Genomic DNA, 22,554 nt, shown 5'->3' on the forward strand with positions numbered 1-22,554 from the left:
TTTAAAAATATGGGATGTAGTAAAGGTGTCGCGAAGCGTTGATGAGACGCTGCAGTACAAAACGCGATACCGGGTTGTGATTGTATCAACCAAAATGTATTTAAGTGATCGAAAGATGACTTGGAATACGGCACAAATGCGAGAACTCATCCTGTAGCGACTGTTTCGAGCAATCGAGACACACTCGTTATAGGGTCAAGCGAACAAGTGCATGTGGTGGATGCCTTGGCGATCACAGGCGATGAAGGACGCGGTAGCCTGCGAAAAGCTTCGGGGAGCTGGCAAACAAGCTTTGATCCGGAGATGTCCGAATGGGGAAACCCGGCCCGTATGGGTCATCCCTGACTGAATACATAGGTCAGGGAAGCGAACGCGGCGAACTGAAACATCTAAGTAGCTGCAGGAACAGAAATCAACCGAGATTCCCAAAGTAGTGGCGAACGAAATGGGAAGAGCCTTGTACTCTTTAGCAGCATTGTTAGCAGAACGGGATGGAAAGCCCGGCCATAGCAGGTGATAGCCCTGTATGCGAAAACAGCGTTGTGGAACTAGGTGTACGACAAGTAGGGCGGGACACGTGAAATCCTGTCTGAAGATGGGGGGACCATCCTCCAAGGCTAAATACTCGTGATCGACCGATAGTGAACCAGTACCGTGAGGGAAAGGCGAAAAGAACCCCGGGAGGGGAGTGAAATAGATCCTGAAACCGCATGCATACAAACAGTCGGAGCCTCGTAAGGGGTGACGGCGTACCTTTTGTATAATGGGTCAGCGACTTACATTCAGTGGCAAGCTTAACCGATTAGGGAAGGCGTAGCGAAAGCGAGTCCGAACAGGGCGTTGAGTCGCTGGGTGTAGACCCGAAACCAGATGATCTATCCATGGCCAGGTTGAAGGTGCGGTAACACGTACTGGAGGACCGAACCCACTAACGTTGAAAAGTTAGGGGATGAGCTGTGGATAGGGGTGAAAGGCTAAACAAATCTGGAAATAGCTGGTTCTCTCCGAAAACTATTTAGGTAGTGCCTCGTGTCTCACCTTCGGGGGTAGAGCACTGTCATGGTTGGGGGGTCTATTGCTGATTACCCCGCCATAGCAAACTCCGAATACCGAAGAGTGCAATCACGGGAGACAGACATCGGGTGCTAACGTCCGGTGTCAAGAGGGAAACAACCCAGACCGCCAGCTAAGGTCCCCAAATATAGCTAAGTGGGAAACGAAGTGGGAAGGCTAAAACAGTCAGGAGGTTGGCTTAGAAGCAGCCACCCTTTAAAGAAAGCGTAATAGCTCACTGATCGAGTCGTCCTGCGCGGAAGATGTAACGGGGCTAAGCTATATACCGAAGCTGCGGACGCACAGTAATGTGCGTGGTAGGAGAGCGTTCCGTAAGCCTGTGAAGGTGTCTTGTAAAGGATGCTGGAGGTATCGGAAGTGCGAATGCTGACATGAGTAGCGATAAAGGGGGTGAAAGGCCCCCTCGCCGTAAGCCCAAGGTTTCCTACGCAACGTTCATCGGCGTAGGGTGAGTCGGCCCCTAAGGCGAGGCAGAGATGCGTAGCTGATGGGAAGCAGGTTAATATTCCTGCACCGTCGTATGATGCGATGGGGGGACGGATCGCGGAAGGTTGTCCGGGTGTTGGAAGTCCCGGTCCCTGCATTGGAGAAGGCGCTCAGGCAAATCCGGGCGCGGAATTCAAGGATGTGGGGCGAGCGGCCTAGTGCTGCGAAGCAATTGGAAGTGGTTCCAAGAAAAGCCTCTAAGCTTCAGTCATACGAGACCGTACCGCAAACCGACACAGGTGGGCGAGATGAGTATTCTAAGGCGCTTGAGAGAACTCGGGAGAAGGAACTCGGCAAATTGGTACCGTAACTTCGGGATAAGGTACGCCCTGGTAGCTTGACTGGCCTGCGCCAGAAGGGTGAAGGGGTTGCAATAAAATGGTGGCTGCGACTGTTTAATAAAAACACAGCACTCTGCAAACACGAAAGTGGACGTATAGGGTGTGACGCCTGCCCGGTGCCGGAAGATTAAATGATGGGGTGCAAGCTCTTGATTGAAGTCCCGGTAAACGGCGGCCGTAACTATAACGGTCCTAAGGTAGCGAAATTCCTTGTCGGGTAAGTTCCGACCTGCACGAATGGCGTAACGATGGCCACACTGTCTCCTCCCGAGACTCAGCGAAGTTGAAGTGTTTGTGATGATGCAATCTCCCCGCGGCTAGACGGAAAGACCCCATGAACCTTTACTGTAGCTTTGCATTGGACTTTGAACCGATCTGTGTAGGATAGGTGGGAGGCTTTGAAGCGTGGACGCTAGTTCACGTGGAGCCGTCCTTGAAATACCACCCTGGTTTGTTTGAGGTTCTAACCTTGACCCGTGAATCCGGGTCGGGGACAGTGCATGGTAGGCAGTTTGACTGGGGCGGTCTCCTCCCAAAGTGTAACGGAGGAGTTCGAAGGTACGCTTGGTACGGTCGGACATCGTACCTAAAGTGCAATGGCAAAAGCGTGCTTAACTGCGAGACCGACAAGTCGAGCAGGTGCGAAAGCAGGACATAGTGATCCGGTGGTTCTGAATGGAAGGGCCATCGCTCAACGGATAAAAGGTACTCTGGGGATAACAGGCTGATACCGCCCAAGAGTTCATATCGACGGCGGTGTTTGGCACCTCGATGTCGGCTCATCTCATCCTGGGGCTGTAGCCGGTCCCAAGGGTATGGCTGTTCGCCATTTAAAGAGGTACGTGAGCTGGGTTTAAAACGTCGTGAGACAGTTTGGTCCCTATCTGCCGTGGGCGTTGGAATCTTGACGGGGGCTGCTCCTAGTACGAGAGGACCGGAGTGGACGTACCGCTGGTGTACCTGTTGTCTCGCCAGAGGCATCGCAGGGTAGCTATGTACGGAAGAGATAACCGCTGAAAGCATCTAAGCGGGAAACTCGCCTGAAGATGAGGATTCCCTGGAGGCTTGACCTCCTTGAAGGGTCGTTCGAGACCAGGACGTTGATAGGCTGGGTGTGGAAGCGCAGTAATGCGTTAAGCTAACCAGTACTAATTGCCCGTAAGGCTTGATCCTATAACCAGTGTGTTTTGCCTGGTGTGTGATCGCGACTGTGCCGAAACAGTTGACACAAGACGCACAACCCCAACTACATCCCTATTCGCAGCGTTGACCTCAACCTCAGCGCTGCAACCCCTTATGCCTGGTGACCATAGCGAGCTGGAACCACCCCTTCCCATCCCGAACAGGTCCGTGAAACAGCTCCGCGCCGATGATAGTGCGGATACCCGTGTGAAAGTAGGTCATCGCCAGGCTCTTATTCCCAAAACCCCTCGACAGCGTGTGCTGCGAGGGGTTTTGTTTTTTCCGGCTCGGAATCTTGCGGGCTCAGTAGTCCGCCAGCTTCTCGCCGTCGACTTCCAGGAGCTGGTCCAGGCGCAGGGTCTCGCCAGTCTTGAGCGTCAGATACTCGGCGCCGCCCCGGCTGTACACGTCGGCAATGGTCGCGGTGCGCTGCTGGAGCAAGCCATCGGCGTCGCGGTAGTGGATCTGCGTGGGCCTGCGCACGGTGGCGAGGTCTTCCAGGCGGTCGTGGAACTCGCAGCTGATCGGGCTGTACTGGGCGGCTGTGCTGGTCATGGCCATGTATCCGGTGTGCTGGTTCATTCGTTGTCTTTCACCGACTGGATCAGGTTGTTGCGCAGCGACGCAACCGCCTTCTGGATCCGGGCGAATTCGTCCGGGGCCAGGCCGGTCGCTCCGGCGAGGCTGGATTCCAGGCGCCGCTCGCGCAGCTTGCGGCCGGCCTTGGTCAGGCGCACGCGTACCTGGCGCTCGTCTTCGGGGTCGCGCTGCCGCTCCACATAGCCCATCGCCTCCAGCTTCTTCAGGATCGGCGTCAGGGTGTTCGATTCGAGAAACAGCTTCTCCCCCAGGCTGCCGACGGTCTGGTCGTCCTGCTCCCATAGCGCAACGATGGTGATGTATTGCGTATAGGTCAGCCCCAGTTGCTCAAGGATCGGTTTGTAGGCCTTGCCGAAGGCGAGGTTCGCGGAATAGACCGCGAAGCACAGGAAGTCTGAGAGCGTCGGGGTTGCGGCGGGCTTGTCGGTGGGTTTCATTTGCTGCCTCGTTGGCCAAAGACGGATGGATCGCAAGCGTCAATTATAGGTCGTGTGCGATTTGATCGCAGGTGCTATAACTTTCCGCGGCGGCGGTTCCTGGAGCCCGAGGAAAGGGCGCCAGGAACCGGCGGAGAATCGTGCGCACGATCTGGCCGCCGCGGCGCTACGCGGTCTCAGGCCCGTGCGCCGTCGAGGTAAGGGTCGATGCCGCGGGCGCCGTCGTAGTACGGGCTGCGCGTGCCGTGTACCGAGCGTGCGCCGTCGGTGTACGGATCGGCTGCGCTGGTGACCGAGCGGGCGCCCTCGGTGAAAGGGTCGCGCGCCGAACCGGCGGCTTGCGCGGCGGCGGCGGTCAACAGGGCGGCGGCGACAACGGTGTAGCGGGCGATGGAGGTGAGCGTGGTCATGGTATGCATCCTTGTATCATGTGATTTATAGTCGTATGCGAGTATATCGCATGCGACTAATGTGAAATAACGAAAAGGTCAAGGGAGTTACGACGTAAACACGTTCAGCGCCACCTCGATATTGCCGCGGGTTGCCTTCGAGTAGGGGCAGATCGCATCGGCGGCGTGAGCGAGTTGCGTAGCGACATCCTGCGGCAGGCCCGGCGCGCGCAGGTTCAGGCGTGCCTGCAGGAAATATTCCGCGCCGGTCTGGCCCAGGTCGACTTCGATGTCCACGGCCAGGTCGGACGGCAGTTCCAGCTTCATCTCCTTGGCCACCAGGCCGACTGCGGCGATGTAGCACGCCGACCAGGCGCCCGCGAATAGTTGTTCCGCGGTCGGATGGGGCTGGACGGTCGTGAACACGTGCGCCGGGTTGGTGCTGTTGCCGGGCGACAGCGCGATGTCCAGTGTGCCATTGTGGCCACGCGAGGTAACGCCGGCGCTGCTGTGCATGGTGTGGGTCTTGCCGGTGGCGAGGACTTTTTCGATCTTGCTCATGGAATGGATCTCTGCTGGTTGTCAGTTGTAGTTAAATCGCATCCGTTTAGATCGCATGCGAGTGAATGCATATTGGAACATGGGTCTTCCCTTGTCAAGGAAAAATATCGTGTGCCCGGAAGAGGGCCGGAAATGCGTCCTTGCCTACGTCAGTGCCGTTTGACATCTTAAGACGACTGGTCATATTATTCCGCCATGGCACGCACTGCAGACAAGACCGACATCCCCAACCGCCTGACGAAGGCGGGGCGCGAACTGTTTTCGCGCCACGGCTACAACGCCACCGGCATCCAGCAGATCACCGATCACGCCGGCGTGCCGAAGGGCTCGTTCTACAACCATTTTGAGAGCAAGGAAGCTTTTGCCGCGGTCATCGTCGCGCAGTATGCGGACTACCTGCAGCGGTCGTGGGAAGCCATGATGGAAGCCGCGCCGCCAGAGCCGATGGCGGCAATCCGTTACGTCTTTACCCAGATGATTGCCTACCACCTCTCCAGGACGGTGCAGGCGGGGTGCCTGATCGGTAACTTTGCGGCGGAAATCGCCTTGTCGAGCGACACCTGCCGGTCAGCCCTGCAGGCAGCCCAGATGGCCTGGCGCGAACGCCTGGCCGGCATGATCAGCCAGGCCCAAGCGCAGGGCGCAATCCGTACGGACATTGCGCCTGCCGAGCTGTCCGGGCTGGTCTGGGATGTCTGGGAGGGCGCCTTGCTGCGCATGAAGCTCGAACGCTCAGTCGAGCCGCTGCGCCGCAGCGTCGACCTGATGTTCGACCACCTGTTCCAGCCGGCTGCTACGCACGTTGTGGCCGCTGCAAGCCTTAGACCAACCACGGAGTAAGCCATTCATGGGCGCACAGAAAGAAGCCTTTCTCGCGGATGCTTTGTTCCAGCCGATCAAGCTGGGCAAGCTCGAACTTGCCAACCGCATGGCCATGGCGCCGCTCACGCGCAGCCGGGCCGACGACAACCTGGTGCCGACCGACATGGTGGTCGAGTACTACAGCCAGCGCGCCAGCGTGGGCCTGATCATCGCTGAAGCCACGCAGGTCTCGACCACTGCCCAGGGCTACACCAATACGCCGGGCATCTACACCGCCGAGCAGATCGCTGCCTGGAAGAGGGTAACCGACGCGGTCCACGCGAAGGGCGGCAGGATCTTCCTGCAGATCTGGCACACCGGCCGCATGTCGCACACGTACTTCCAGCCGGATAATCAGCCCCCGGTCGCCCCGTCGGCCATCGCCGCCAATGCCAAGACCTACATCAACGGCAAAGGCTACGTCGAATGCTCGGTCCCGCGTGAGCTTGAGGCTGCAGAGATCGCTGGCATCGTGGACGACTTCCGCATTGCTGCGGCCAACGCCGTTCAGGCTGGGTTCGACGGTGTCGAAGTCCATGGTGCGCACGGCTACCTGCTTGACGCTTTCCTGCGCGACGGCACCAACAAGCGCACCGACGCGTATGGCGGCAGCATCGAAAACCGCGCGCGCTTCCTGCTCGAAGTCATGGCTGCCGTGGTCAAAGAGATCGGTGCCGACCGGGTCGGCGTTCGCCTGGCACCGGTATCGCCCGTCAACGACGCGTTGGAGAGCAATCCGCAGCCGCTATTCGAACATGTCATGCGTGAACTGGAGAAGCTGCACCCGGTGTATATCCACGTCGTGGAAGGCCACACCGGCGGTCCGCGCGACAACGCGCCTTTCGACTATGAAGCGCTGCACCGCCTGTACACCGGCGTATGGATGGTCAACAACGGCTACTCCAAGGAGATGGCCGAAGAGGCGATTCGTCGTGGCAGTGCCGACATGGTCTCGTTCGGCCGCAAGATGATTACCAACCCCGACCTGCCGCGCCGCTTCCGCGAAAACACGCCGCTGAACCGTCCCTTTGAAGACGCTTCGCTGTACGGCGGCAATGGTGCGCACGGCTACGTCGACTACCCGGAACTGGGCTGACGCCGGCAAAAAAGCGCCCTTTGGAGCCGGGAGAAATACGTTCCAAAGGGCGCACAAGCGCATTTGAAGATGGCTGCCTGCCTGAGGCAGGCCCGCTGTGCACGGGCTTATGCCAGGGCGCCGTCGGTATAGACGTCGAACTTGCGCGCGGGATCGGCTGAAGGACCGCTGCGGTCCATGCCTGCCAGGGCGCCGTCGGTGTAGACGTCGAATTTGCGGGCAGGATCGGCCGACACGCTACCGCGGTCCAGGCCAGAAACGGACTGCTCGCTGACGGATGGAGCCTCAACGCGGGTACCGTCGATGAAGACGTCGAAGCGGCTGGTCCGCGCACCGTCGCTATAGACGTCGCGCATGTCGACGCGGAAGGTGTAGCCGGACCTGTCGCCGGCAGGAGCGCTGTCGCGGGCGGCGGCATGGGCAATGCCGGCAGTGCAGGCGGCTGCAATCGCGGCGCTGGCGAAGATCGTGTTGGCGAGCTGGCGGATCATGGCGGTACTCCGATTTGCGGTAAGAAGGGCAGAACGCTGCGGGCGTCCTCTCGCTTATACGCAGAAGCTGTGCCACCGGATGCGGACCGGCAAAAATGGAGCCGCAGCCCCGTCATCAGCGAATTCCGCCCGGTTGGCGCAGCAAATGTTGGGCAGAAACAAACTAGCGGCGTATCAGCCGCCCGCCCAAACCAACAGCTTCAGCCGTCAGCCGCTTCCCGCGCCGGCATCCCCGCCCCCGACTAGTCCCGACAGCATCAGGCTGGCCATGCCAATGCGGGCATTGCCCGCGCTGATGGACGGCGCCTGCGTCATGTTCCCCCTGTAGAATCGGCCTCCACGCAACCCTGGAACGTCCCGCATGGACTCTCACGCCCCGGATCGCGGCGCGCTGGTGCCGCTGGCCTATCACGCAACGGTGGTCGATTACCTGCGCCGCCATGAGCCCGAGGTCTGGCGCTGGGCCGGCGCCCGCGCGACCGGCGCCGATCAACGCGAGGCACTGCGCTCGATGCTGTTGCGCGACACCTACCGCATCGAGGCGGACGCGCATGCCGACGTGCACGCGGCGCTGGCCGAGGCGATGGCGCGGCTCGGCATGGACGCGCCCGCGACGCTCTACCAGTCCCCGGGCCAGGACATGAACGCCTCGCTGGTCTACGTGCCCGGCGAGGTCCACATCGTCCTGCAGGGGCCGCTGCTGGACCGGCTGTCGCCGCCGGAGCTGCTGGCGGTGTTCGGCCATGAGCTGGCCCACTACCTGCTGTGGTCGCGCGACGACGGCCAGTTCCTGGTGGCCGACCGCATCCTGAACGACGCGCTGGCCGCGCCGGGCGCCAGCGCCAGCCATCGCGAGACCTGGCGCCGCTACGCGCTGCACACCGAACTGTTCGCCGACCGCGGCGGTGCCGTGGCCGCGGGCGCGGTAGCGCCGGCCGTGTCGACGCTGGTCAAGGTGCAGACCGGCATCGGCAGCGTGGACGCGGCCGCCTACCTGCGCCAGGCGGCCGAGATCGAATCCCACGAGGCGGGCGCAAGCGCCGCCCACAGCCATCCCGAGACCTTTATCCGGGCCCGTGCGCTGGCGCTGTGGTGGGAAGGCGCGGCCGATCTCGATCCATGGATCGAAACCCGGCTGCACGGCCCGCTGGCTCTGGAGAAGCTGGACCTGCCGGGACAGGTCCGCCTGCGGGCGCTGACGCGCGGCTTCCTCGCCCACTTCCTCGCCGGCACGCCGCTGGCGAGCGAGGCAGTGCTCGCGCAAGTGCGCATGATGTTCCCCGACTGGCGCGACGACGAACCGGTGATCGGCCCAGACGGGTTGGGGCCGGACGTGGCCGACGACAGCGTGCGCGCCTACCTCAACACACTGATGATGGACCTGGCGCTCGCCGACCCCGACCAGCAGGACGCGGCGCTGCTGCGCGCCGGCCAGGTGGCGCAGGCGCTGGGCAGCCTGGAAGCGCTGCAAGGCAACCTGCGCCGCGACGCCGGCTTCGGCAAGCGCGAGCTGGACCGCTTCCAGCGCCAACTCCACCGCGAACTGGCCAGGGAGGGCCGGGCATGACTGACAGCAAGACTCACGGCACCAACACCGTTCCGGATATGACCGGCAGCAGCGAGCCGCGCACGCTGCGCGCCCTGGTCGACGCGCAGGCGGGCGCGGCGCTGCCCACCGACGACGTCCTTGTGCTGGTGCTGCCGCTGTTCGCGCAGGTCGCCGCGCTGCACGCGCATGGCAGGGTGGCCGCGCTCGACCCCGACAGCATCCTGGTGGACGAGGACGGCGGGCTGCGCCTGCGCCGGCCCGATGGCGAAGCGCCCGTCATGGACATCGGCGCGGTGCACCGCGTGCAGCCGCATCCGGCCTCGGGCCTGAACATCGTCGGCGCGCTGCAGCTCGGCCACGCCGATGACGGACAGCGCGACCAGGCCGACCTGGCGCTGCAGCTTGACGCTACGGCGCCGGTCGAACGCCCGGTCTATCTACGCGGTCCGGCCAGCTGGGAACGCCTGCTTGGCCACCACGACGAGATCGGCGACGTGTTCCTGCTCGGCATGGTGCTCGCGAGCCTCGCCTGCGGCCTGGACTTTGCCGATGAGGACGACCTGCGCAGTTTCGTCGCGCAGCGCCGCAACCTGTTCCTGTTGCACGAGCGCCTGCATCCGATCGTCGCGGCGGTGATCGTCGAGATGACCGAGATCAACCGCCACGACCGCGCCACCGATGTCGCCGCGCTGGCGACCCGGCTGCGCACGTGGCGCGAGCAGCCGCTGGGACTGGACGTTGAACGCGCACTGGCCGGCACGACCGGCGCCACGCCGCGCCGCGCCGCCGTGCTCACGCACCTGCGCGACCGCCTGTTCGATCTCTCGCGGCGCAACCGCCTGCTGCACTTCCGTCCGACCGCGGCCACCGTCAACGTCACCGTGGCCAGCGTGCCGCTGATGCTGCAGATCGAAAGCGTGCGGCCCGAGCATATCTGCACCTGGGGCGGACCGTTCGCGGCCGACCTGGTGGCGGGCAAGCCGGTGTCGTTGCAGCAATGGCTGCGCTTCGACGACCAGCCCTACCTGCCGGCGTCGCTCGACCGCCTGATCGCCGAGACCCGCCGCGACCGCGCCGAATACGGCTTCAGCAACCTGCGCCTGGTGGTGGCGTTCCTGCGCTGGCACAACCTGAAGGAGGCGCCGGACGAGCGCATCGTGACGCCGCTGCTGTGGCTGCCGGTGGAGCTGGTCAAACGCAAGGGCGTACGCGACCAGTACGTGATCCAGTGCGCGGGCGGCGAGGCCGAGTTCAACCCGGTGCTGCGCCACTACCTGCACCAGCTGTACGACATCCGGCTGGACGAGACCGTGGATCTCGACAAGACCTCGATCGAGGAGATCCATGCCGGCATCCTCGCGCAGATTCGCCGCTCCGAGCCCTCGGTCGAGTTGCGCCTGGTCGACAAGGCCGCGGTGCAGCTGGTGCGGCAGAAGGCGCTGCAGCGGATGCAGCAGTTCCAGCGCCGCAGGCCGGGCACGGCCGCCGTGCGCAGCGGCGGCTGGCTGCCGCCGTACAGCTATGCGCAGGACGACTACCGGCCGCTGGGGCGCGCGCTGTTCGAGCATTGGGTGCGGCCGAGCGAACTGCCGCAGCGCTTCGAAGCGGGCGCCGCGCCAGGCGCCGGCCCGCGGCAGCCGCACATGGGCGGCTCCGCCGCCGCGCAAAGCGAAGAGCGCCAGGGCTACGTGCTGGAGGAGTCCGAGGGCCACCGTTATGCCTGGGACCTGGACCTGACGCAGGTGACGCTCGCCAACTTCAACTACCGCAAGATGTCGCTGGTGCGCGACTACGCGCAGTTGCTGGACGAGCCCGGCGCCAATCCGGCGTTCGACCGCGTATTCTCGATCGATCCGCGCGACGTGGAGACCCAGGCGCCCGCACCGCTCGCACCGGCCGAGCAGTGGAACGTGGTGGCGGCCGACGCGACCCAGAACGCAGCGGTTGGCCTGGCGCGCAGCCAGCGCAGCTTTATCATCCAGGGCCCGCCGGGCACGGGCAAGTCGCAGACCATCACCAACCTGATTGCCGACTACGCCGGCCGCGGCAAGCGCGTGCTGTTCGTCTGCGAAAAGCGCGCCGCGCTCGACGTGGTGTTCCATCGGCTCAAGCAAAGCGGGCTGGACTCGCTGTGCTGCCTGATCCACGACTCGCAGACCGACAAGAAGGCCTTCATCGCCGACCTGCGCGGCTGCTACGAGCAGTGGATCGCGCAGCCGCATGACGGCGACGCGCTGGCGGCACGCCGCACGCAGGTGGCCAAGGCACTGGCCGCGCACCAGCAGCGTATCGACGCGTTCGAGGTCGCGATGGCGGCAGTGCCCGAGGCACTCGGCGACAGCGTGCGTGCGCTGCTGCGCCGCGTCACCGCGCTGCCGGCCGTGCCGGACGCGGGGCCTGCGCTGCGCGAACGCCTGCCGGCGCTGGCCGCTTGGGACCGTCAGCGCGATCTCGCGCACCGCGTGCACCGCGCGATGCGCGAGCGCTTCGGTCTCGACAGCCTTGCCGCGCATCCGTTCGCGCGCCTGTCCCCGCAACTGCTGGCCGACGAGCGCGCCTATGGCCGCGCCGAGCAGCTGTGCCATGACGCCGAGGCGCTATTCGATGTGCTCGACCCGCTGCTGGACAGCACCGCAAGCCTGACCAGCCAGGACACTGCGCTGGAACAGGCACGCGCGATTGCCGCCGACAGCCAGTGGCTGCTCGACACCGGCCTCGCCGCCCACCTGGACCTGCTCGATCCGGCCTCGCCGGCGCAAGGCGCGCTGCGCGAGGTTCGCGCAGATTTGGAGCGGTGCGCGCAGGCACTCGCCGACGCGCAAGCCGCAACCTCGAACTGGCAAGACAAGCTGAGCCCCGGCGATACCGAATCGGCACTGGCACTCACGCGGCGGCTGGAGCCGTCATTCGCGCGCTGGCTGCAGCCCGCATGGTGGCGCCTGCGCGGCGAACTGAAGCGCCGCTATGACTTCGGCAAGCACGCCGTCCACCCGGGCTACGGCAAGGTGCTGGAAGCGCTGGCCGCCGAGCACGCCGCAAGCGCCGCGCTGGCAGCGGCCGATGCCGACAGCCGCCGCCGCTACGGCGTGAGCGAGATGCAGGCCTTCCTGCGCGCGCTCGGCGAACTCGAGCAGCGCCTGCAGTCAGGCGCAGGCCCGCGCGAGCTGGTCGCACACCTGCGCCAGGCCGTCGATCCGGTCGCCGCGGCGCGCGCCGAAGCCGGTGCGCGCGAGGCGCTGGCGAAGCTCGCGCAGCGTGTGCGCGACGGGCTGGCGCTGGCCGCCGACGCACGCCTTGGCGACATCGCCGAACTGCTGCGCGACCTGCGCGAGGCACTCGATGACCTGCCAGACCTGTTGCCGCTGTTGCGCGCGGTGCATGCGGGCGACCCCGCTTGCGCCGCCACGCTGCAGTGGCTCGATCATGCACCGGCACAGCTCGAGGCGCTGGTGGCCGACGAGGCGCTGCGCCGTCTCGCGCGTGAGAACCCGGTGCTGGCGCGCTTTGGCGGCGCGGCGCTGGCGCAGGCCGCGCGCGCCGTGGCGCAAGGGCAGCGCGAACTGCTCGCGCTGAACGCGCAAGTGGTGCGCGCCACGCGGCACAGGCAGTTCGCCGAGAACGTACGCGTGTCCTCGCTGTCGGCCACGATGCTGGACGCCGACAGCAAGGCGTTCAAGAAGCAATACGCAACGGGCCGCCGTGAACTGGAGCACGAGTTCGGCAAGAGCATGCGCCACCGTTCGATCCGCGATCTCTCCGACGACGAGACCGGCATCGTCATCAACGACCTGAAGCCGATCTGGCTGATGAGCCCGCTGTCGGTATCCGACACACTGCCGCTGTCGCCGGACCTGTTCGACGTGGTGATCTTCGACGAGGCCAGCCAGATCCCGACCGAAGAGGCCGTGCCCGCGCTGAGCCGCGCGCGCCAGGTGGTGGTGGTCGGCGACGAGATGCAGCTGCCGCCGACAAGCTTCTTCACGGCCGGCGGCGCCGAAGGCGATGACGAGATCGTGGTGGAAGAGGAGGGCGACCGCATCGCCATCAACCTCGATTCGGACAGCCTGCTGAACCAGGCCGCGCGCAACCTGCCTGCCACGCTGCTGGCGTGGCACTACCGCAGCCGTCACGAATCGCTGATCAGCTTTTCCAACGCGGCGTTTTACGACGGGCGCCTCGTCACCATTCCCGACCGTTTGCTGGAGCAGGCCGAGGACGAGGCGCCTGCGCTGCGCTCGGACCAGGAGGATGCCGGCATCGCGGGCGCCGACGCGCTGCTGGCGCGGCCGGTCAGCTTCCACCGGATGGCAGACGGCGTCTACGCCGACCGCCGCAATGCGCCCGAGGCGGGCTACATCGCCCGGACCGTGCGCGAACTGTTGCGCCGCGAGACCGGGCTGAGCCTGGGCATCGTGGCGTTTTCCGAGGCGCAGCAGGGCGCCATCGAGTCCGCGCTCGAGACGCTGGCCGCCGAGGACGCGGACTTCGCGATGCGCCTCGAACGCGAGTACGTGCGCGAGGACGACGACCAGTTCAACGGGCTGTTCGTCAAGAACCTGGAGAATGTCCAGGGCGACGAGCGCGACGTCATCATCCTGAGCATCTGCTACGCGCCCGGGCCGGACGGCAAGATGCTGATGAACTTTGGCCCGATCAACCAGCGCGGCGGCGAGAAGCGCCTGAACGTGATCTTCAGCCGCGCGCGCCATCGGATGGCGGTGGTATCGACGGTCCAGGCCGAGGCGATCACCAATGTGCACAACGACGGCGCGGCCGCACTGCGCGCGTTCCTGCAGTTCGCACAGGCCAGCGCGCGCGGCCAGTTCGAGCGCGCCCAGTCGGTGCTGGGCGCATTGAACCCCGGCGCGCGCGACGCCTTTACGCGCGAACCCACGCCGGACAGCATCCGCGACGCACTGGCCGAGGCGCTGCGTGCGCGCGGCCACCAGGTGCACGCCAACGTCGGCCGCTCGCAGTTTCGCTGCGACCTGGCCATCGCCGATCCGTCGGGACAAGGCTACGCGCTGGCGATCCTGCTCGATACGCCGTCCGAGGCGGTGTCGGACACCGCCGAGCGCTATGTATTCCGCCCCGGCATCCTGCGCAGCTTTGGCTGGCGGGTGCTGGACATTCCGGGCAAGGACTGGCTCGACGATGCGGAAGCGGTGCTGGCCCGCATCGAGGCCATGCTGGCCGATGGCGAGGATCGCGCGCTGGACGTCGAGGTCGAGATCCCGGTGCCGTTGACGAAGCCTGCCGCGGTGCAGGATGCGGCGTCAACGGGCGAGGCCCGGACGGACGCGGCGACGGCATCGGCTGCGCAAGCGGAGCTGGTGCGGACGCTGCGCTTCGAGCAGGGCACGTCGCGCAAGTTCTGGCGTGCCAGCGTGCGCGGGGCGGAGCTCTCCGTCACCTATGGCCGCATCGGCAGCACAGGGCAGACCAGCGTAAAGGCGTTCGACAGCGCCGAGCGGGCGCGGCGCGAGGCGGACAAGCTGGTGGCGGAGAAACTGCGCAAGGGCTACGTGGAGGTGTAGCGCCTGGACAGGACGGCCGGAGGTACTAGCCGCCCTCGTCCCTGGGCCAGAAGGTAATGAGGATATTGGAGGGCGCGACGCCGTTCTCGTCGCGCGGCAGCGGGTCGGACCGCTGCACCGCGCGCAGCACGGCGTTGTCCCAGGCCGCATTGCCGCTTGACTTGGCGAGCCGCGCCGACAGCACTGAGCCATCCGGCGCCATGGCCACGGCTACCACCGCCGCCGGATTGCCGCTGACCTCATCATTGAAGATGATATTCGGCTTGACCCGCTGCCGGACCCGCTCGGCATAGCCGGACGAAGGCTTCGCGCCGGAGCCGGAACCGGCCCGCGTGCCCGTATTGCCCGCCTGGGCCCGCAACCGCGCCAGTTCGCCCTGGCGCTGGGCATTGTCAGACTGGCGCTGCGCTTCCATTGCCTTGCGCTGCGCCTCCTTGCGCGCGGCTTCGGCACGGGCTTGGTTCTCGCGCTGCCGCGCTTGTGCTTCGTCGCGCGCAGCCTGCTGGGCCTTGCGCTGCTTTTCCTGCAGCGAGATGTCGGCCTCTTCCTCTTCGACCGGCTTCGGGCTTGGCACCGGCGTGATTGCAGGCGCTGGCGTTGCGGCTTCCGGGATCGCGTCCCACAGTTCGGCCGCGACACCCTCCGGCGCCGCGCTGCGCCAGCGCACGCCGTAATAGAGCAGGACACCCAGCAGCAGGTGCATGAACAAGGCCAGCAGGAAGCACGCCAAGGTGCCCCGTTCAGGCGCTGGCTGATAGGGATAGGCGACGGTCTGCATGGATCACGCGCCCTGTCGCTGCTCGTTTTGCGCTTGCTCTCCTAGGTACCGCCGGTTCCGCCGGCGGACGCATCCGCGTGCCTCTCCAGTTTCAGGTACGAGTCAGCCGCGACCAGGCCGAACACGATGTGGGCAATGGCGGTCACCCAGCCGCGCGCTTCAGCAAACCATGGGAAGGCGGCAGTCATGCCGTGGAAATTGACCAGGTACAGGACCAGGCCGAACAGCGCCCCCACCACCGAGGCCATGCCGACGCTCGAATCAAAGCGGAACGGCGCCATGATCGTTGCCAGGATTACCGCAAACACGACAGAGAGTACGAAGTGGACCACCACGGCCGCTACCAGCACGCTCATCTGGAAGGTGGCAGCTTGCGCCAGCACATCCGGGCCCAGCATGATGGCCGCGATCATGGTCAGCGGCCTCCAGACGCTGGCCCCCATCAACATGGCCGCCAGCAAGTCGAGCACCAGGAATACGACCCCGGCGACTAGACCCGCCAGCGCCGCTGCACGCCAGTCCGGCCACCGGTGCGTGTAGCGATGCGATTGCATATGAAGTTCCATGACATCCTCCTTTGATGCGGCAGAAACCAGAGCCGCTTTCCAAGGCGCAACTTCATTCTATGGGGTGCAACCGCATCAACCAAGCGCAGTCAACGCTGCAAAATTTCGGGCGGGCGTGGCAGGGCGCCAGTGTCTCTTCAAAGGCTCACGGCAGCGGGCGCTTGCGTCCTAGCCCTTCGTGAAGATCTCCAGAAAGTGCTTGCTCGGATCCTCGAAGTAGATCCGGCGGCCGCCATCGTCCGTGTTGACCTCGCCGGGGCGGCGGCGGTACGGGTCCGCCCAGTAGGTCAGGTTGCGCGCGCGGACGCGGGCAAAGCCCTGATCGAATTCGGCGTCGCTGACCAGGAAAGCATAGTGCTGCATCGCAATATCACCTTCCGCGTCCATGAAGTCCAGGGTCACGTCATTGTCCAGCCGGACGCCGAGAAACGGCCCGAACGGCTCGGCCGGGGGGCGTCCGAGGATTTCGCAGAGGAAGTCGGCTGAGACCTTCTTGTCATGAGAAAAGACGATGGTGTGGTTGAGCTGGATGGCCATGTCGCAATCTCCGGGAAGGACAGGATATACGCAAGGAACGGCGAGCAGCCGGCCGGGAACGGCCAACCGGCCGTTACGCAGAAGCGACACGAGTCTGCTGCCGCAACGCCGGCGGATGAGCCAGGACGGGCAGGGTGAGATGACGGACTGGCTACGGGCGAAAGCGTGCAAGGCACGATGTCAGCCCTGCTCCCAAGCGCTGCACCATCCCTTCGCCGCGACATCTTTGCCGCCGAACAGCGCACAACCGCCGCCAGTGCTGCCCTCGTCACCCTGGTAAAGCTGGCAGTTGGCGCAGGTCTGGGATGGCTTGTGGCTAGGGTATTTCTGTGGGTCAACCGTGGAGGAATCGGCCTTGTAGCCGACCTTGAGCGCTTGCGGCTCCTGCTCGCCCAGCATGGCCGCGGCGCGGGCCGGCCGACTCCCAAGGACCACTGCGGCAACCATCCCGGTAGTCAGCGCGAGCGGAAGGTAGCCAAGGATCTGTCGTCTGCGCGGCATGGCGGGGATTTCTCCGTGGGCGGTGGGCGGCATGTGCCTGCCGCATGGGGCAGAGGTTACTGCGGATTGAGGGGGAGAAGCAATGTCGTCAAACCGCCGCGCCCGCGCAGCCGGCGCTGGTCGCCGGGCGAGAGGTGCAATACGTCGGTGGTGCCGACCCGGATGCTGCCGGCGATCTCGCAGCCGTGGCGTGCAAAGCCCATCAGCGCCAGCGCGGTGGTGGTCTTGCCCGAGCCGGACTCGCCGATCAGTGCCAGCACGATCTCGAAGTCCACACCATCGACCAACGTCGCCTGGCCTGCGGTGATGCGCAGATTGCTGACCTTTACGGACGTGCCCATTTATTTGACTCCGTTACGTGCCGAGCGACCCGGCAGATTGTCGATGACGAGGTTGACGGCGAGGGTCAGGCTGGCGATCGCCAGCGCCGGCGCCGCCACGGCCATGCTGCCTTCAGACAGCGCGCCAAGGATCACCGACGCATCGCGTCGCGAAGACAATGAACAGCTCGTAGCGCTTATCGAATCCCGCTTCGGGCGATTGGACTTCGCCTTCAACAACGCCGGTGGCCATGCCGATTTCAAGCCCATCGACCAGACTTCGGTAGATGAATCGGAGTGGGTGATTGACCTGAACTTCAAGGGCGCATATTACGGCGTCAAGTACCAGGTCGAAGCAATGCTACGCCACGGCGGCGGCACCATCGTCAACAACGCTTCGATTCTTGGGCTACGCGGAATGAACGGAATCGCCCATTACGTGGCGAGCAAGCACGCGGTTGTCGGTCTCACAAAGGCTGTCGCAAAGGAGTATGCCGGCCAGGGTATCCGCATCAACGCGGTGTGCCCGGGTGCGACGCAGACGCCAAACTACATGCGCTCGACCAATGGCGATGTGCATCTGCTTGACGACATGATTCCGATGCAGCGGCTCGGTCAGCCGGAGGAAGTTGCCGAAGCCATTTTGTGGCTGCTCTCGGACAAGGCAGCCTATGTCACGGGTGCAACATTGTCGGTGGATGGCGGCATGACTAGCTGAGCTTGTCGCGTGCCGGATGCTACGAGACTTATCCTTGATCTCTTGTTGATGGCATGACATGTCGACTAGCAATGGAACCGGCGCGCGCTGGTCGGTCATGTGCGAGCCGGCGGTGTGACGCAGCCAGTGCGCCGAGGCACTGGCCAACACATCGGCCTGCGCCTCCTACTCGGGCCCGCGCGCCCGCAGCCGCTCAACGGTTAAAGTGAAGGTGAGCGTGGTCATGATGGTCGTGTTAACGGTCATTGGTACGGCAACACTCAACGGGTTCAACCCAGAAAGCTATTTCTGTTGCGAATCGCCGCCCACCCATCAACCGGATCAACGAACTCCTGCCTTGGCCGGTCGCTACAGAACTGCAGCCGCCCATTGACACTGCATTCGTCTAACTACCGAAGAGGCCCACCGAATCTACGAGTCTCGGACCGTTACCAGCGACACACGGTCGACGACTGGCGCCCGCCAGTTGCAAATGCCTCACGCGGCGTCCGGCGCCCCCATCAGCGCCATTAACGGCGCCATGCATGGGCTGGCCGCCGCCAGTGCGCGCTGTTCGTCGAGGATGTCCTGCAGGATGGCATGCGTCGTATCCGGGTTGGCCAGGACCACGCGGAAAACGGCAATCGGGCGGCCACCCCACTGAGTCGACATCAACTGCGTGCGCGATACGAACGAGCGGCCGACATCGCGCTGCATTTCCTGAATGCTGATGGTCAGCGCATCCAGCGCGTCCAGGATCTTCTCGCGCCTGTCGGCCGAAGCCGTTGCCAGCGCGGCGCGCACGGTCTCGGGCACATGGCGATAGGTCAGAATGCAAAGCTGCGGGTGGCTATCGAGCTCGAAATCCGGCTGCTGCGCAATCAGGGATGCAAAGTATTGAGCGTTATCGATGCTTCGATCGATCAACTGCGCCAACCCCTTGCGACCGAGCAGATGAAGGTTCGCATAGAGCATGACTGCCGCCGCGCCGCGCGATCCTTCGAGCGTATGGCGCCCCAAGTCCACCGAGCCCTTGCGCACGATGTAGTTCGCATGCTGGATGATTTCCTGCGTCCACGCCGGGCTCCGGAACAGCACCATGCCGGCACCCATCGGCACGTAGAACTGTTTGTGCGCATCGATGACGACGGAATCGGCACGCTCGATGCCCGCGAAGCGCCAGCGCTCGCGCTCCGACAGCAGTGTTGCGCCGCCCCATGCGGCATCCACGTGGAAATGGCAGCCGGCCTCATGAGCAACATCCGCAATCGCGTCGAGTGGATCGACCGCGCCCGTCTCCGTCGTCCCCGCTATGCCGACGATCGCCATCGGCCGGATGTTGCGCTGCTGCAGGTCACGCATGGTGTCGCGCAGCAAGTCGATGCGCATGCGACCGTCTGCATCGACCCCGACCGGCACGAGATTGTCGCGCCCGATGCCAAGGACGTCGGCTGCCTTTCGCAACGAGTAGTGCCCGCGCTCCGAGACGACGATTGCAAGCCCGTCATGGCCGTAATGGCGTAGCGCAGCTACCAGTCCGGCGCGATGGATGCCGGCGAAGCCATCACGCGCGCCCAGCAAGTTGTTGCGGCTCGCCCATAGCGCGGTGAGGTTGGCGACAGTGCCGCCAGAACAGATCGCGCCGAGCGCGTGGTCGGCATCGTGCAGCCATCTCGCATAGAACGCGCTGTCCTGCCCAAACACCAGCTTGTGCAGCATGCCGATGACCTGGCGCTCGAGCCCTGTCAGCGCGCCCGAAGTCTCGAGCTTCACGACGTTCTGGTTGAGCGCTGCCACCACCTTGGCCAGCGAGGGCATGAACGACGGCAGCGACGACGTCATGTGTCCGACGAAAGTAGGCGATGCCACGGGCATCACGTGCCGAAACACGTCGTTGAGGAGATGATCGGCGTGCGCTTGCGGCGATGTCGGAGTCTCGGGCAGCTCAACCGACGCGAACACCGCCTCGCGTGTGGCGCACGCGCCAACCGGATCAAAACGCTCGCCCGCAAAGAAATCCGCCGGATGCTCGGCGATCAATCGCTCGAGCGATTCGAATGCACCCAGATCCGCGTCGAACCAGCGCAAGGGGCAGTCGTCGCCCCCGTCCGTGCTTTGTGAGGTCTCTTCGCGAGAGATGTCCGGCTTCATTTTCATTACCCAGTTCAATCCAGTAGCGCCATGGTGCGCCGGGCATTATGCCGGATCGGACGGATGCGGATTGGCCGAGGGCCCCGACCGGCACCTTTGACGACGTCGCCGCTGCCCGTTGATGACCATCAATCGCCTTCTCTATTGGGCGCCCTGCGGAGCGGTCAGCACCAGCACCAAATACCAGAGGGTCTCTGGAGATGATCGCATGCCTCAAGGGGGTGAATATCCATTGATGGATCCAGGGCGCGCCTCGCTGTCACTCCGATTGCTCCAGCAGCCGGGACCTAGCTGCGCCAAGCGCGCTCGAGCATCTGGCGTCACGCGCATAAAAGCCACGTTCTTTATTACTTCTGGGAATATGTATCATTTCGGGGGCTTTCTCCCGGCACGCCCCCGTATCGGGCGTCTGAAAGTTCTGGTTCCCGAAAAGTAAAAGCCCCACACTCTGGGGAAGTGTGGGGTTCAGGAGAGCGGAACCGGGTTGGGGGAGGGTGTCCCCGACCGGGATTTGCAGGCCTTAGAGGGGGGCGCGGTCGGACGCAATGTAGTACCTGGCGCCGTCCGTATAAGTGTCGAATTTGCCGCTTTTTGCGCCGTCAGTATAAACATCGTACTTCCCAGACCGCGCGCCGTCAGTGTAAGTATCGAATTTGCCACTCTTGGCAAACGCCGGCGCAGCCGCCAGGGTGGCGGCGAGTGCGGCGACAGCGACTAGGGCACGGCGATTGGTATTCATGGCTCACCTCTTCCTTCAAAACTGGTGAATGCCATTCCTTTTGGTTCAGTGTTGTTGCACTGCGGCATTCGATGAGCGCAATGTTAGGGATTTCCCTTGTGGCGGTAAACCCTTACGCTCACAATGATCGGTTTCAAAACCCACAATAATCTGCCCTGAACCGGAAAAATTCTGGCAGCCACGACCGGCATGGATCGATCAACAATACGGCGAATTGACCACGCCATTGCATGTCGTTGTCCATCGAGCGCGCCCGACCCGAAGGACGAAGCCGGCGCGCGGCACGCGCAGGCACCCGAGCCAGCACAGGTCCTAGGTCAGTAGTTGCTGCCCCACCCGATCCGATGCCGCTCCTGCGTCGCCCGGTGCCGCGCATCCTCCTCGCTTTGCAGGTAGCCGCTCGTCGTCGACAGCGAGCTGTGCCCAAAGTTGTCGCGCACAAAGCGCAGGTCGACCTGCTGGTCGGTCATGTGCGAGCCGGCGGTGTGGCGCAGCCAGTGCGCCGAGGCGCTGGCCAGGACATCGGCCTGCGCTTCCCACTCGGGCCCGCGCGCCTGCAGGCGCTAGGCCGCCATGCCGAACACCTCTTTCAGAATCAGGTGCAGAGCCCCGCGTGATGGGCCTTCTCGCGACCCGTCTCACGGCCGATCACCGACAGCACCAACGGGCGCGTTTTCCCAGGCTGCGGGTTAGGCGAGTCCGTGGGCGCGGCGGTAGCGCGCCAGCTCGGCGATGAACTCGTCGGAGGCCGGTACCAGGCGCACCTTGTTTGCCCTTGCCGGTCACCTCCAGCCACCAGCGCTCGATGCCTTGGGCATCGCGCCGGCAGAAGAACGCACCCATGGTCGTGGCTGTCAATTCGGACGCCCGCAAGCCACCCAGATAGAGCACGGTCAGTATCCATCGGCAGCGCGCCGCATGCAGGCGCGCGCGCGCGGTGGCGGTCGGCATCGCCGCGACGGTGTCTTTCACGGTCGCCCACCAGTCATGGCTCAGGTAGCGCGTGATGCGCGGCCTGGTGGGCGCGCGCCGGCGGCGGGCGAGCGCGAGCGGGTTGCCAGCCAGGTAGCCGGCCTCGGTCAGCCAGGCGAAGAGGGCGTTCAGGATCACCATCGCCTAGCGCACGCTGCCGGCCGACAACGACCCGGCAAAGGGGCGCCAGTCCGAATGGCTGCGCGCGAGCTTCATGCTGCCGCTCAGGACCCAGCGCGCGGCCGGTTGCGGATCGGCCAGGAAGCGCTCGTAGGCGAGCAGGTCTTCGTGCGTGAGCGAGGACAGCGGCTTGCCCAGTTGCAGGACCGCCCACAGGATCAGCCGCTCGACCTCGCGCCGGTAGGTGGGGAGTGTCGCCGCGCTATCGGCATAGCGCGTGAGCCAGGCGGTGACGGCGGCCAGGTCGTCGGCCGCGGCGATCCGCGTGGCCGTGGCTGGGGCGCGATTACTGCCGGCGGCACCAGACAACGGCGGGGTGAGGCGCAGGCTTTCTACCGGTTGAATGGGGAGCAGTTCCATAAGCGAGTGACGGCAGGGGCGTTAGTTTGCACAATTTTGTATCCGATACGTGGCCGTGAAAGCGACGCAGTCCGGGCGTGCGAGAACAAATTTACTTCACAAAATTCTGCACCATTTTGTTCCTCCGGCGAACACTCGAAGCAATTTTG

Annotated in this window: 16 protein-coding genes, 2 rRNA genes and 4 pseudogenes; 7 read left to right on the forward strand and 15 right to left on the reverse strand. The window is 64.3% G+C overall.

The features are described from left to right. Positions 1 to 193 precede the first annotated feature (193 nt). Positions 194 to 3,074: ribosomal RNA gene (locus KB879_RS21315) — 23S ribosomal RNA — on the forward strand. Positions 3,075 to 3,200: 126 nt separating this feature from the next. Beyond that, a 5S ribosomal RNA gene (rrf, locus tag KB879_RS21320) occupies positions 3,201 to 3,313 on the forward strand. Positions 3,314 to 3,386: 73 nt separating this feature from the next. On the opposite strand, the gene KB879_RS21325 is transcribed toward rrf, so the two are convergent. The 4 genes from KB879_RS21325 to KB879_RS21340 all read right to left on the reverse strand — a co-directional run bounded on the left by KB879_RS21325 (position 3,387) and on the right by KB879_RS21340 (position 5,070). Next, positions 3,387 to 3,638, reverse strand: coding sequence for a hypothetical protein (locus KB879_RS21325; RefSeq protein ID WP_013956673.1), 252 nt, complete (start codon positions 3,636 to 3,638; stop codon positions 3,387 to 3,389). A 23-nt stretch (positions 3,639 to 3,661) separates the two neighbouring features. Next, positions 3,662 to 4,120 carry a MarR family winged helix-turn-helix transcriptional regulator gene (locus KB879_RS21330; RefSeq protein WP_211979732.1) on the reverse strand — a complete coding sequence of 153 codons (459 nt, stop codon included), beginning with the start codon at positions 4,118 to 4,120 and terminating at the stop codon, positions 3,662 to 3,664. A gap of 176 nt (positions 4,121 to 4,296) precedes the next feature. Continuing rightward, positions 4,297 to 4,539 (reverse strand): hypothetical protein, encoded by a 243-nt coding sequence (locus tag KB879_RS21335; protein ID WP_249221172.1) that lies wholly within the window; start codon positions 4,537 to 4,539, stop codon positions 4,297 to 4,299. Between the two features lie 78 nt (positions 4,540 to 4,617). After that, complete coding sequence (locus tag KB879_RS21340; RefSeq protein WP_153955767.1) at positions 4,618 to 5,070, reverse strand: Ohr family peroxiredoxin; 453 nt, start codon at positions 5,068 to 5,070, stop codon at positions 4,618 to 4,620. A gap of 195 nt (positions 5,071 to 5,265) precedes the next feature. Here KB879_RS21340 and KB879_RS21345 point away from each other — a divergent pair, with 195 nt between their 5' ends. After that, on the forward strand, positions 5,266 to 5,910 hold the full coding sequence (locus KB879_RS21345; RefSeq protein WP_013956677.1) for a TetR/AcrR family transcriptional regulator: 645 nt from the start codon (positions 5,266 to 5,268) through the stop codon (positions 5,908 to 5,910). 7 nt (positions 5,911 to 5,917) lie between these two features. After that, positions 5,918 to 7,027: an alkene reductase gene (locus tag KB879_RS21350; protein ID WP_153955768.1), complete on the forward strand. Its 1,110-nt coding sequence runs from the start codon at positions 5,918 to 5,920 to the stop codon at positions 7,025 to 7,027. 107 nt (positions 7,028 to 7,134) lie between these two features. Here KB879_RS21350 and KB879_RS21355 read toward each other — a convergent pair whose 3' ends face one another. Then, positions 7,135 to 7,518, reverse strand: coding sequence for a hypothetical protein (locus KB879_RS21355; RefSeq protein WP_153955769.1), 384 nt, complete (start codon positions 7,516 to 7,518; stop codon positions 7,135 to 7,137). Positions 7,519 to 7,879: 361 nt separating this feature from the next. Here KB879_RS21355 and KB879_RS21360 point away from each other — a divergent pair, with 361 nt between their 5' ends. After that, a complete protein-coding gene (locus tag KB879_RS21360) occupies positions 7,880 to 9,085 on the forward strand; it encodes a M48 family metalloprotease (RefSeq protein ID WP_153955770.1) in 1,206 nt (401 codons plus the stop codon). Beyond that, positions 9,082 to 14,604: an AAA domain-containing protein gene (locus tag KB879_RS21365; protein ID WP_211979733.1), complete on the forward strand. Its 5,523-nt coding sequence runs from the start codon at positions 9,082 to 9,084 to the stop codon at positions 14,602 to 14,604. Before KB879_RS21360 ends, KB879_RS21365 begins: the two co-directional genes overlap by 4 nt. A 25-nt stretch (positions 14,605 to 14,629) precedes the next feature. Here the strand turns inward: KB879_RS21365 and tolA are convergent, their stop codons facing one another. The 6 genes and pseudogenes from tolA to KB879_RS39455 form a co-directional block, all read right to left on the reverse strand. Beyond that, entirely contained in the window at positions 14,630 to 15,382 is a 753-nt protein-coding gene (gene tolA / locus KB879_RS21370; RefSeq protein WP_153955772.1) for a cell envelope integrity protein TolA, read from the reverse strand. Between the two features lie 41 nt (positions 15,383 to 15,423). Then, a complete protein-coding gene (locus KB879_RS21375; protein ID WP_211979734.1) occupies positions 15,424 to 15,948 on the reverse strand; it encodes a hypothetical protein in 525 nt (174 codons plus the stop codon). A gap of 168 nt (positions 15,949 to 16,116) precedes the next feature. Further along, positions 16,117 to 16,485 (reverse strand): VOC family protein, encoded by a 369-nt coding sequence (locus KB879_RS21380; protein ID WP_211979735.1) that lies wholly within the window; start codon positions 16,483 to 16,485, stop codon positions 16,117 to 16,119. A gap of 180 nt (positions 16,486 to 16,665) precedes the next feature. After that, positions 16,666 to 16,986, reverse strand: a complete 321-nt coding sequence (locus tag KB879_RS21385; RefSeq protein ID WP_153955775.1) for a high-potential iron-sulfur protein — start codon at positions 16,984 to 16,986, stop codon at positions 16,666 to 16,668. Between the two features lie 98 nt (positions 16,987 to 17,084). Next, positions 17,085 to 17,327: pseudogene (locus tag KB879_RS21390) on the reverse strand (ATP-binding cassette domain-containing protein); the annotation flags it as partial. Next, positions 17,328 to 17,456 (reverse strand): annotated as a pseudogene (locus KB879_RS39455) (ABC transporter permease); the annotation flags it as partial. On the opposite strand from KB879_RS39455, the gene KB879_RS21395 reads away from it, so the two are divergent. Beyond that, complete coding sequence (locus KB879_RS21395; protein WP_228772626.1) at positions 17,431 to 18,024, forward strand: SDR family NAD(P)-dependent oxidoreductase; 594 nt, start codon at positions 17,431 to 17,433, stop codon at positions 18,022 to 18,024. The pseudogene KB879_RS39455 and the gene KB879_RS21395 overlap by 26 nt on opposite strands. A gap of 83 nt (positions 18,025 to 18,107) precedes the next feature. Here the strand turns inward: KB879_RS21395 and KB879_RS39460 are convergent. The 4 genes and pseudogenes from KB879_RS39460 to KB879_RS21410 all read right to left on the reverse strand — a co-directional run. Beyond that, positions 18,108 to 18,219 (reverse strand): annotated as a pseudogene (locus KB879_RS39460) (integrase); the annotation flags it as partial. A 282-nt stretch (positions 18,220 to 18,501) separates the two neighbouring features. Further along, on the reverse strand, positions 18,502 to 20,154 hold the full coding sequence (gene panP / locus KB879_RS21400) for a pyridoxal-dependent aspartate 1-decarboxylase PanP (RefSeq protein ID WP_153955776.1): 1,653 nt from the start codon (positions 20,152 to 20,154) through the stop codon (positions 18,502 to 18,504). A gap of 520 nt (positions 20,155 to 20,674) precedes the next feature. Further along, positions 20,675 to 20,893: a hypothetical protein gene (locus KB879_RS21405; protein ID WP_153955777.1), complete on the reverse strand. Its 219-nt coding sequence runs from the start codon at positions 20,891 to 20,893 to the stop codon at positions 20,675 to 20,677. Between the two features lie 317 nt (positions 20,894 to 21,210). Beyond that, positions 21,211 to 22,405: pseudogene (locus KB879_RS21410) on the reverse strand (tyrosine-type recombinase/integrase). Positions 22,406 to 22,554 lie beyond the last annotated feature (149 nt).

It is taken from the genome of Cupriavidus sp. KK10, from assembly GCF_018223725.1.
GTDB lineage: Bacteria > Pseudomonadota > Gammaproteobacteria > Burkholderiales > Burkholderiaceae > Cupriavidus > Cupriavidus necator.

Excerpts from the sequence above, each read along its gene's own strand:
- KB879_RS21345 (WP_013956677.1), top strand. The coding sequence starts at position 5,266 with ATGGCACGCACTGCAGACAAGACCGACATCCCCAACCGCCTGACGAAG.
- KB879_RS21375 (WP_211979734.1), bottom strand. The coding sequence starts at position 15,948 with ATGGAACTTCATATGCAATCGCATCGCTACACGCACCGGTGGCCGGAC.
- KB879_RS21360 (WP_153955770.1), top strand. The coding sequence starts at position 7,880 with ATGGACTCTCACGCCCCGGATCGCGGCGCGCTGGTGCCGCTGGCCTAT.
- KB879_RS21330 (WP_211979732.1), bottom strand. The coding sequence starts at position 4,120 with ATGAAACCCACCGACAAGCCCGCCGCAACCCCGACGCTCTCAGACTTC.
- KB879_RS21340 (WP_153955767.1), bottom strand. The coding sequence starts at position 5,070 with ATGAGCAAGATCGAAAAAGTCCTCGCCACCGGCAAGACCCACACCATG.
- KB879_RS21380 (WP_211979735.1), bottom strand. The coding sequence starts at position 16,485 with ATGGCCATCCAGCTCAACCACACCATCGTCTTTTCTCATGACAAGAAG.
- KB879_RS21395 (WP_228772626.1), top strand. The coding sequence starts at position 17,431 with ATGCTGCCTTCAGACAGCGCGCCAAGGATCACCGACGCATCGCGTCGC.
- KB879_RS21325 (WP_013956673.1), bottom strand. The coding sequence starts at position 3,638 with ATGACCAGCACAGCCGCCCAGTACAGCCCGATCAGCTGCGAGTTCCAC.
- KB879_RS21350 (WP_153955768.1), top strand. The coding sequence starts at position 5,918 with ATGGGCGCACAGAAAGAAGCCTTTCTCGCGGATGCTTTGTTCCAGCCG.
- KB879_RS21385 (WP_153955775.1), bottom strand. The coding sequence starts at position 16,986 with ATGCCGCGCAGACGACAGATCCTTGGCTACCTTCCGCTCGCGCTGACT.
- tolA (WP_153955772.1), bottom strand. The coding sequence starts at position 15,382 with ATGCAGACCGTCGCCTATCCCTATCAGCCAGCGCCTGAACGGGGCACC.
- KB879_RS21335 (WP_249221172.1), bottom strand. The coding sequence starts at position 4,539 with ATGCATACCATGACCACGCTCACCTCCATCGCCCGCTACACCGTTGTC.
- KB879_RS21405 (WP_153955777.1), bottom strand. The coding sequence starts at position 20,893 with ATGAATACCAATCGCCGTGCCCTAGTCGCTGTCGCCGCACTCGCCGCC.
- KB879_RS21355 (WP_153955769.1), bottom strand. The coding sequence starts at position 7,518 with ATGATCCGCCAGCTCGCCAACACGATCTTCGCCAGCGCCGCGATTGCA.
- panP (WP_153955776.1), bottom strand. The coding sequence starts at position 20,154 with ATGAAGCCGGACATCTCTCGCGAAGAGACCTCACAAAGCACGGACGGG.
- KB879_RS21365 (WP_211979733.1), top strand. The coding sequence starts at position 9,082 with ATGACTGACAGCAAGACTCACGGCACCAACACCGTTCCGGATATGACC.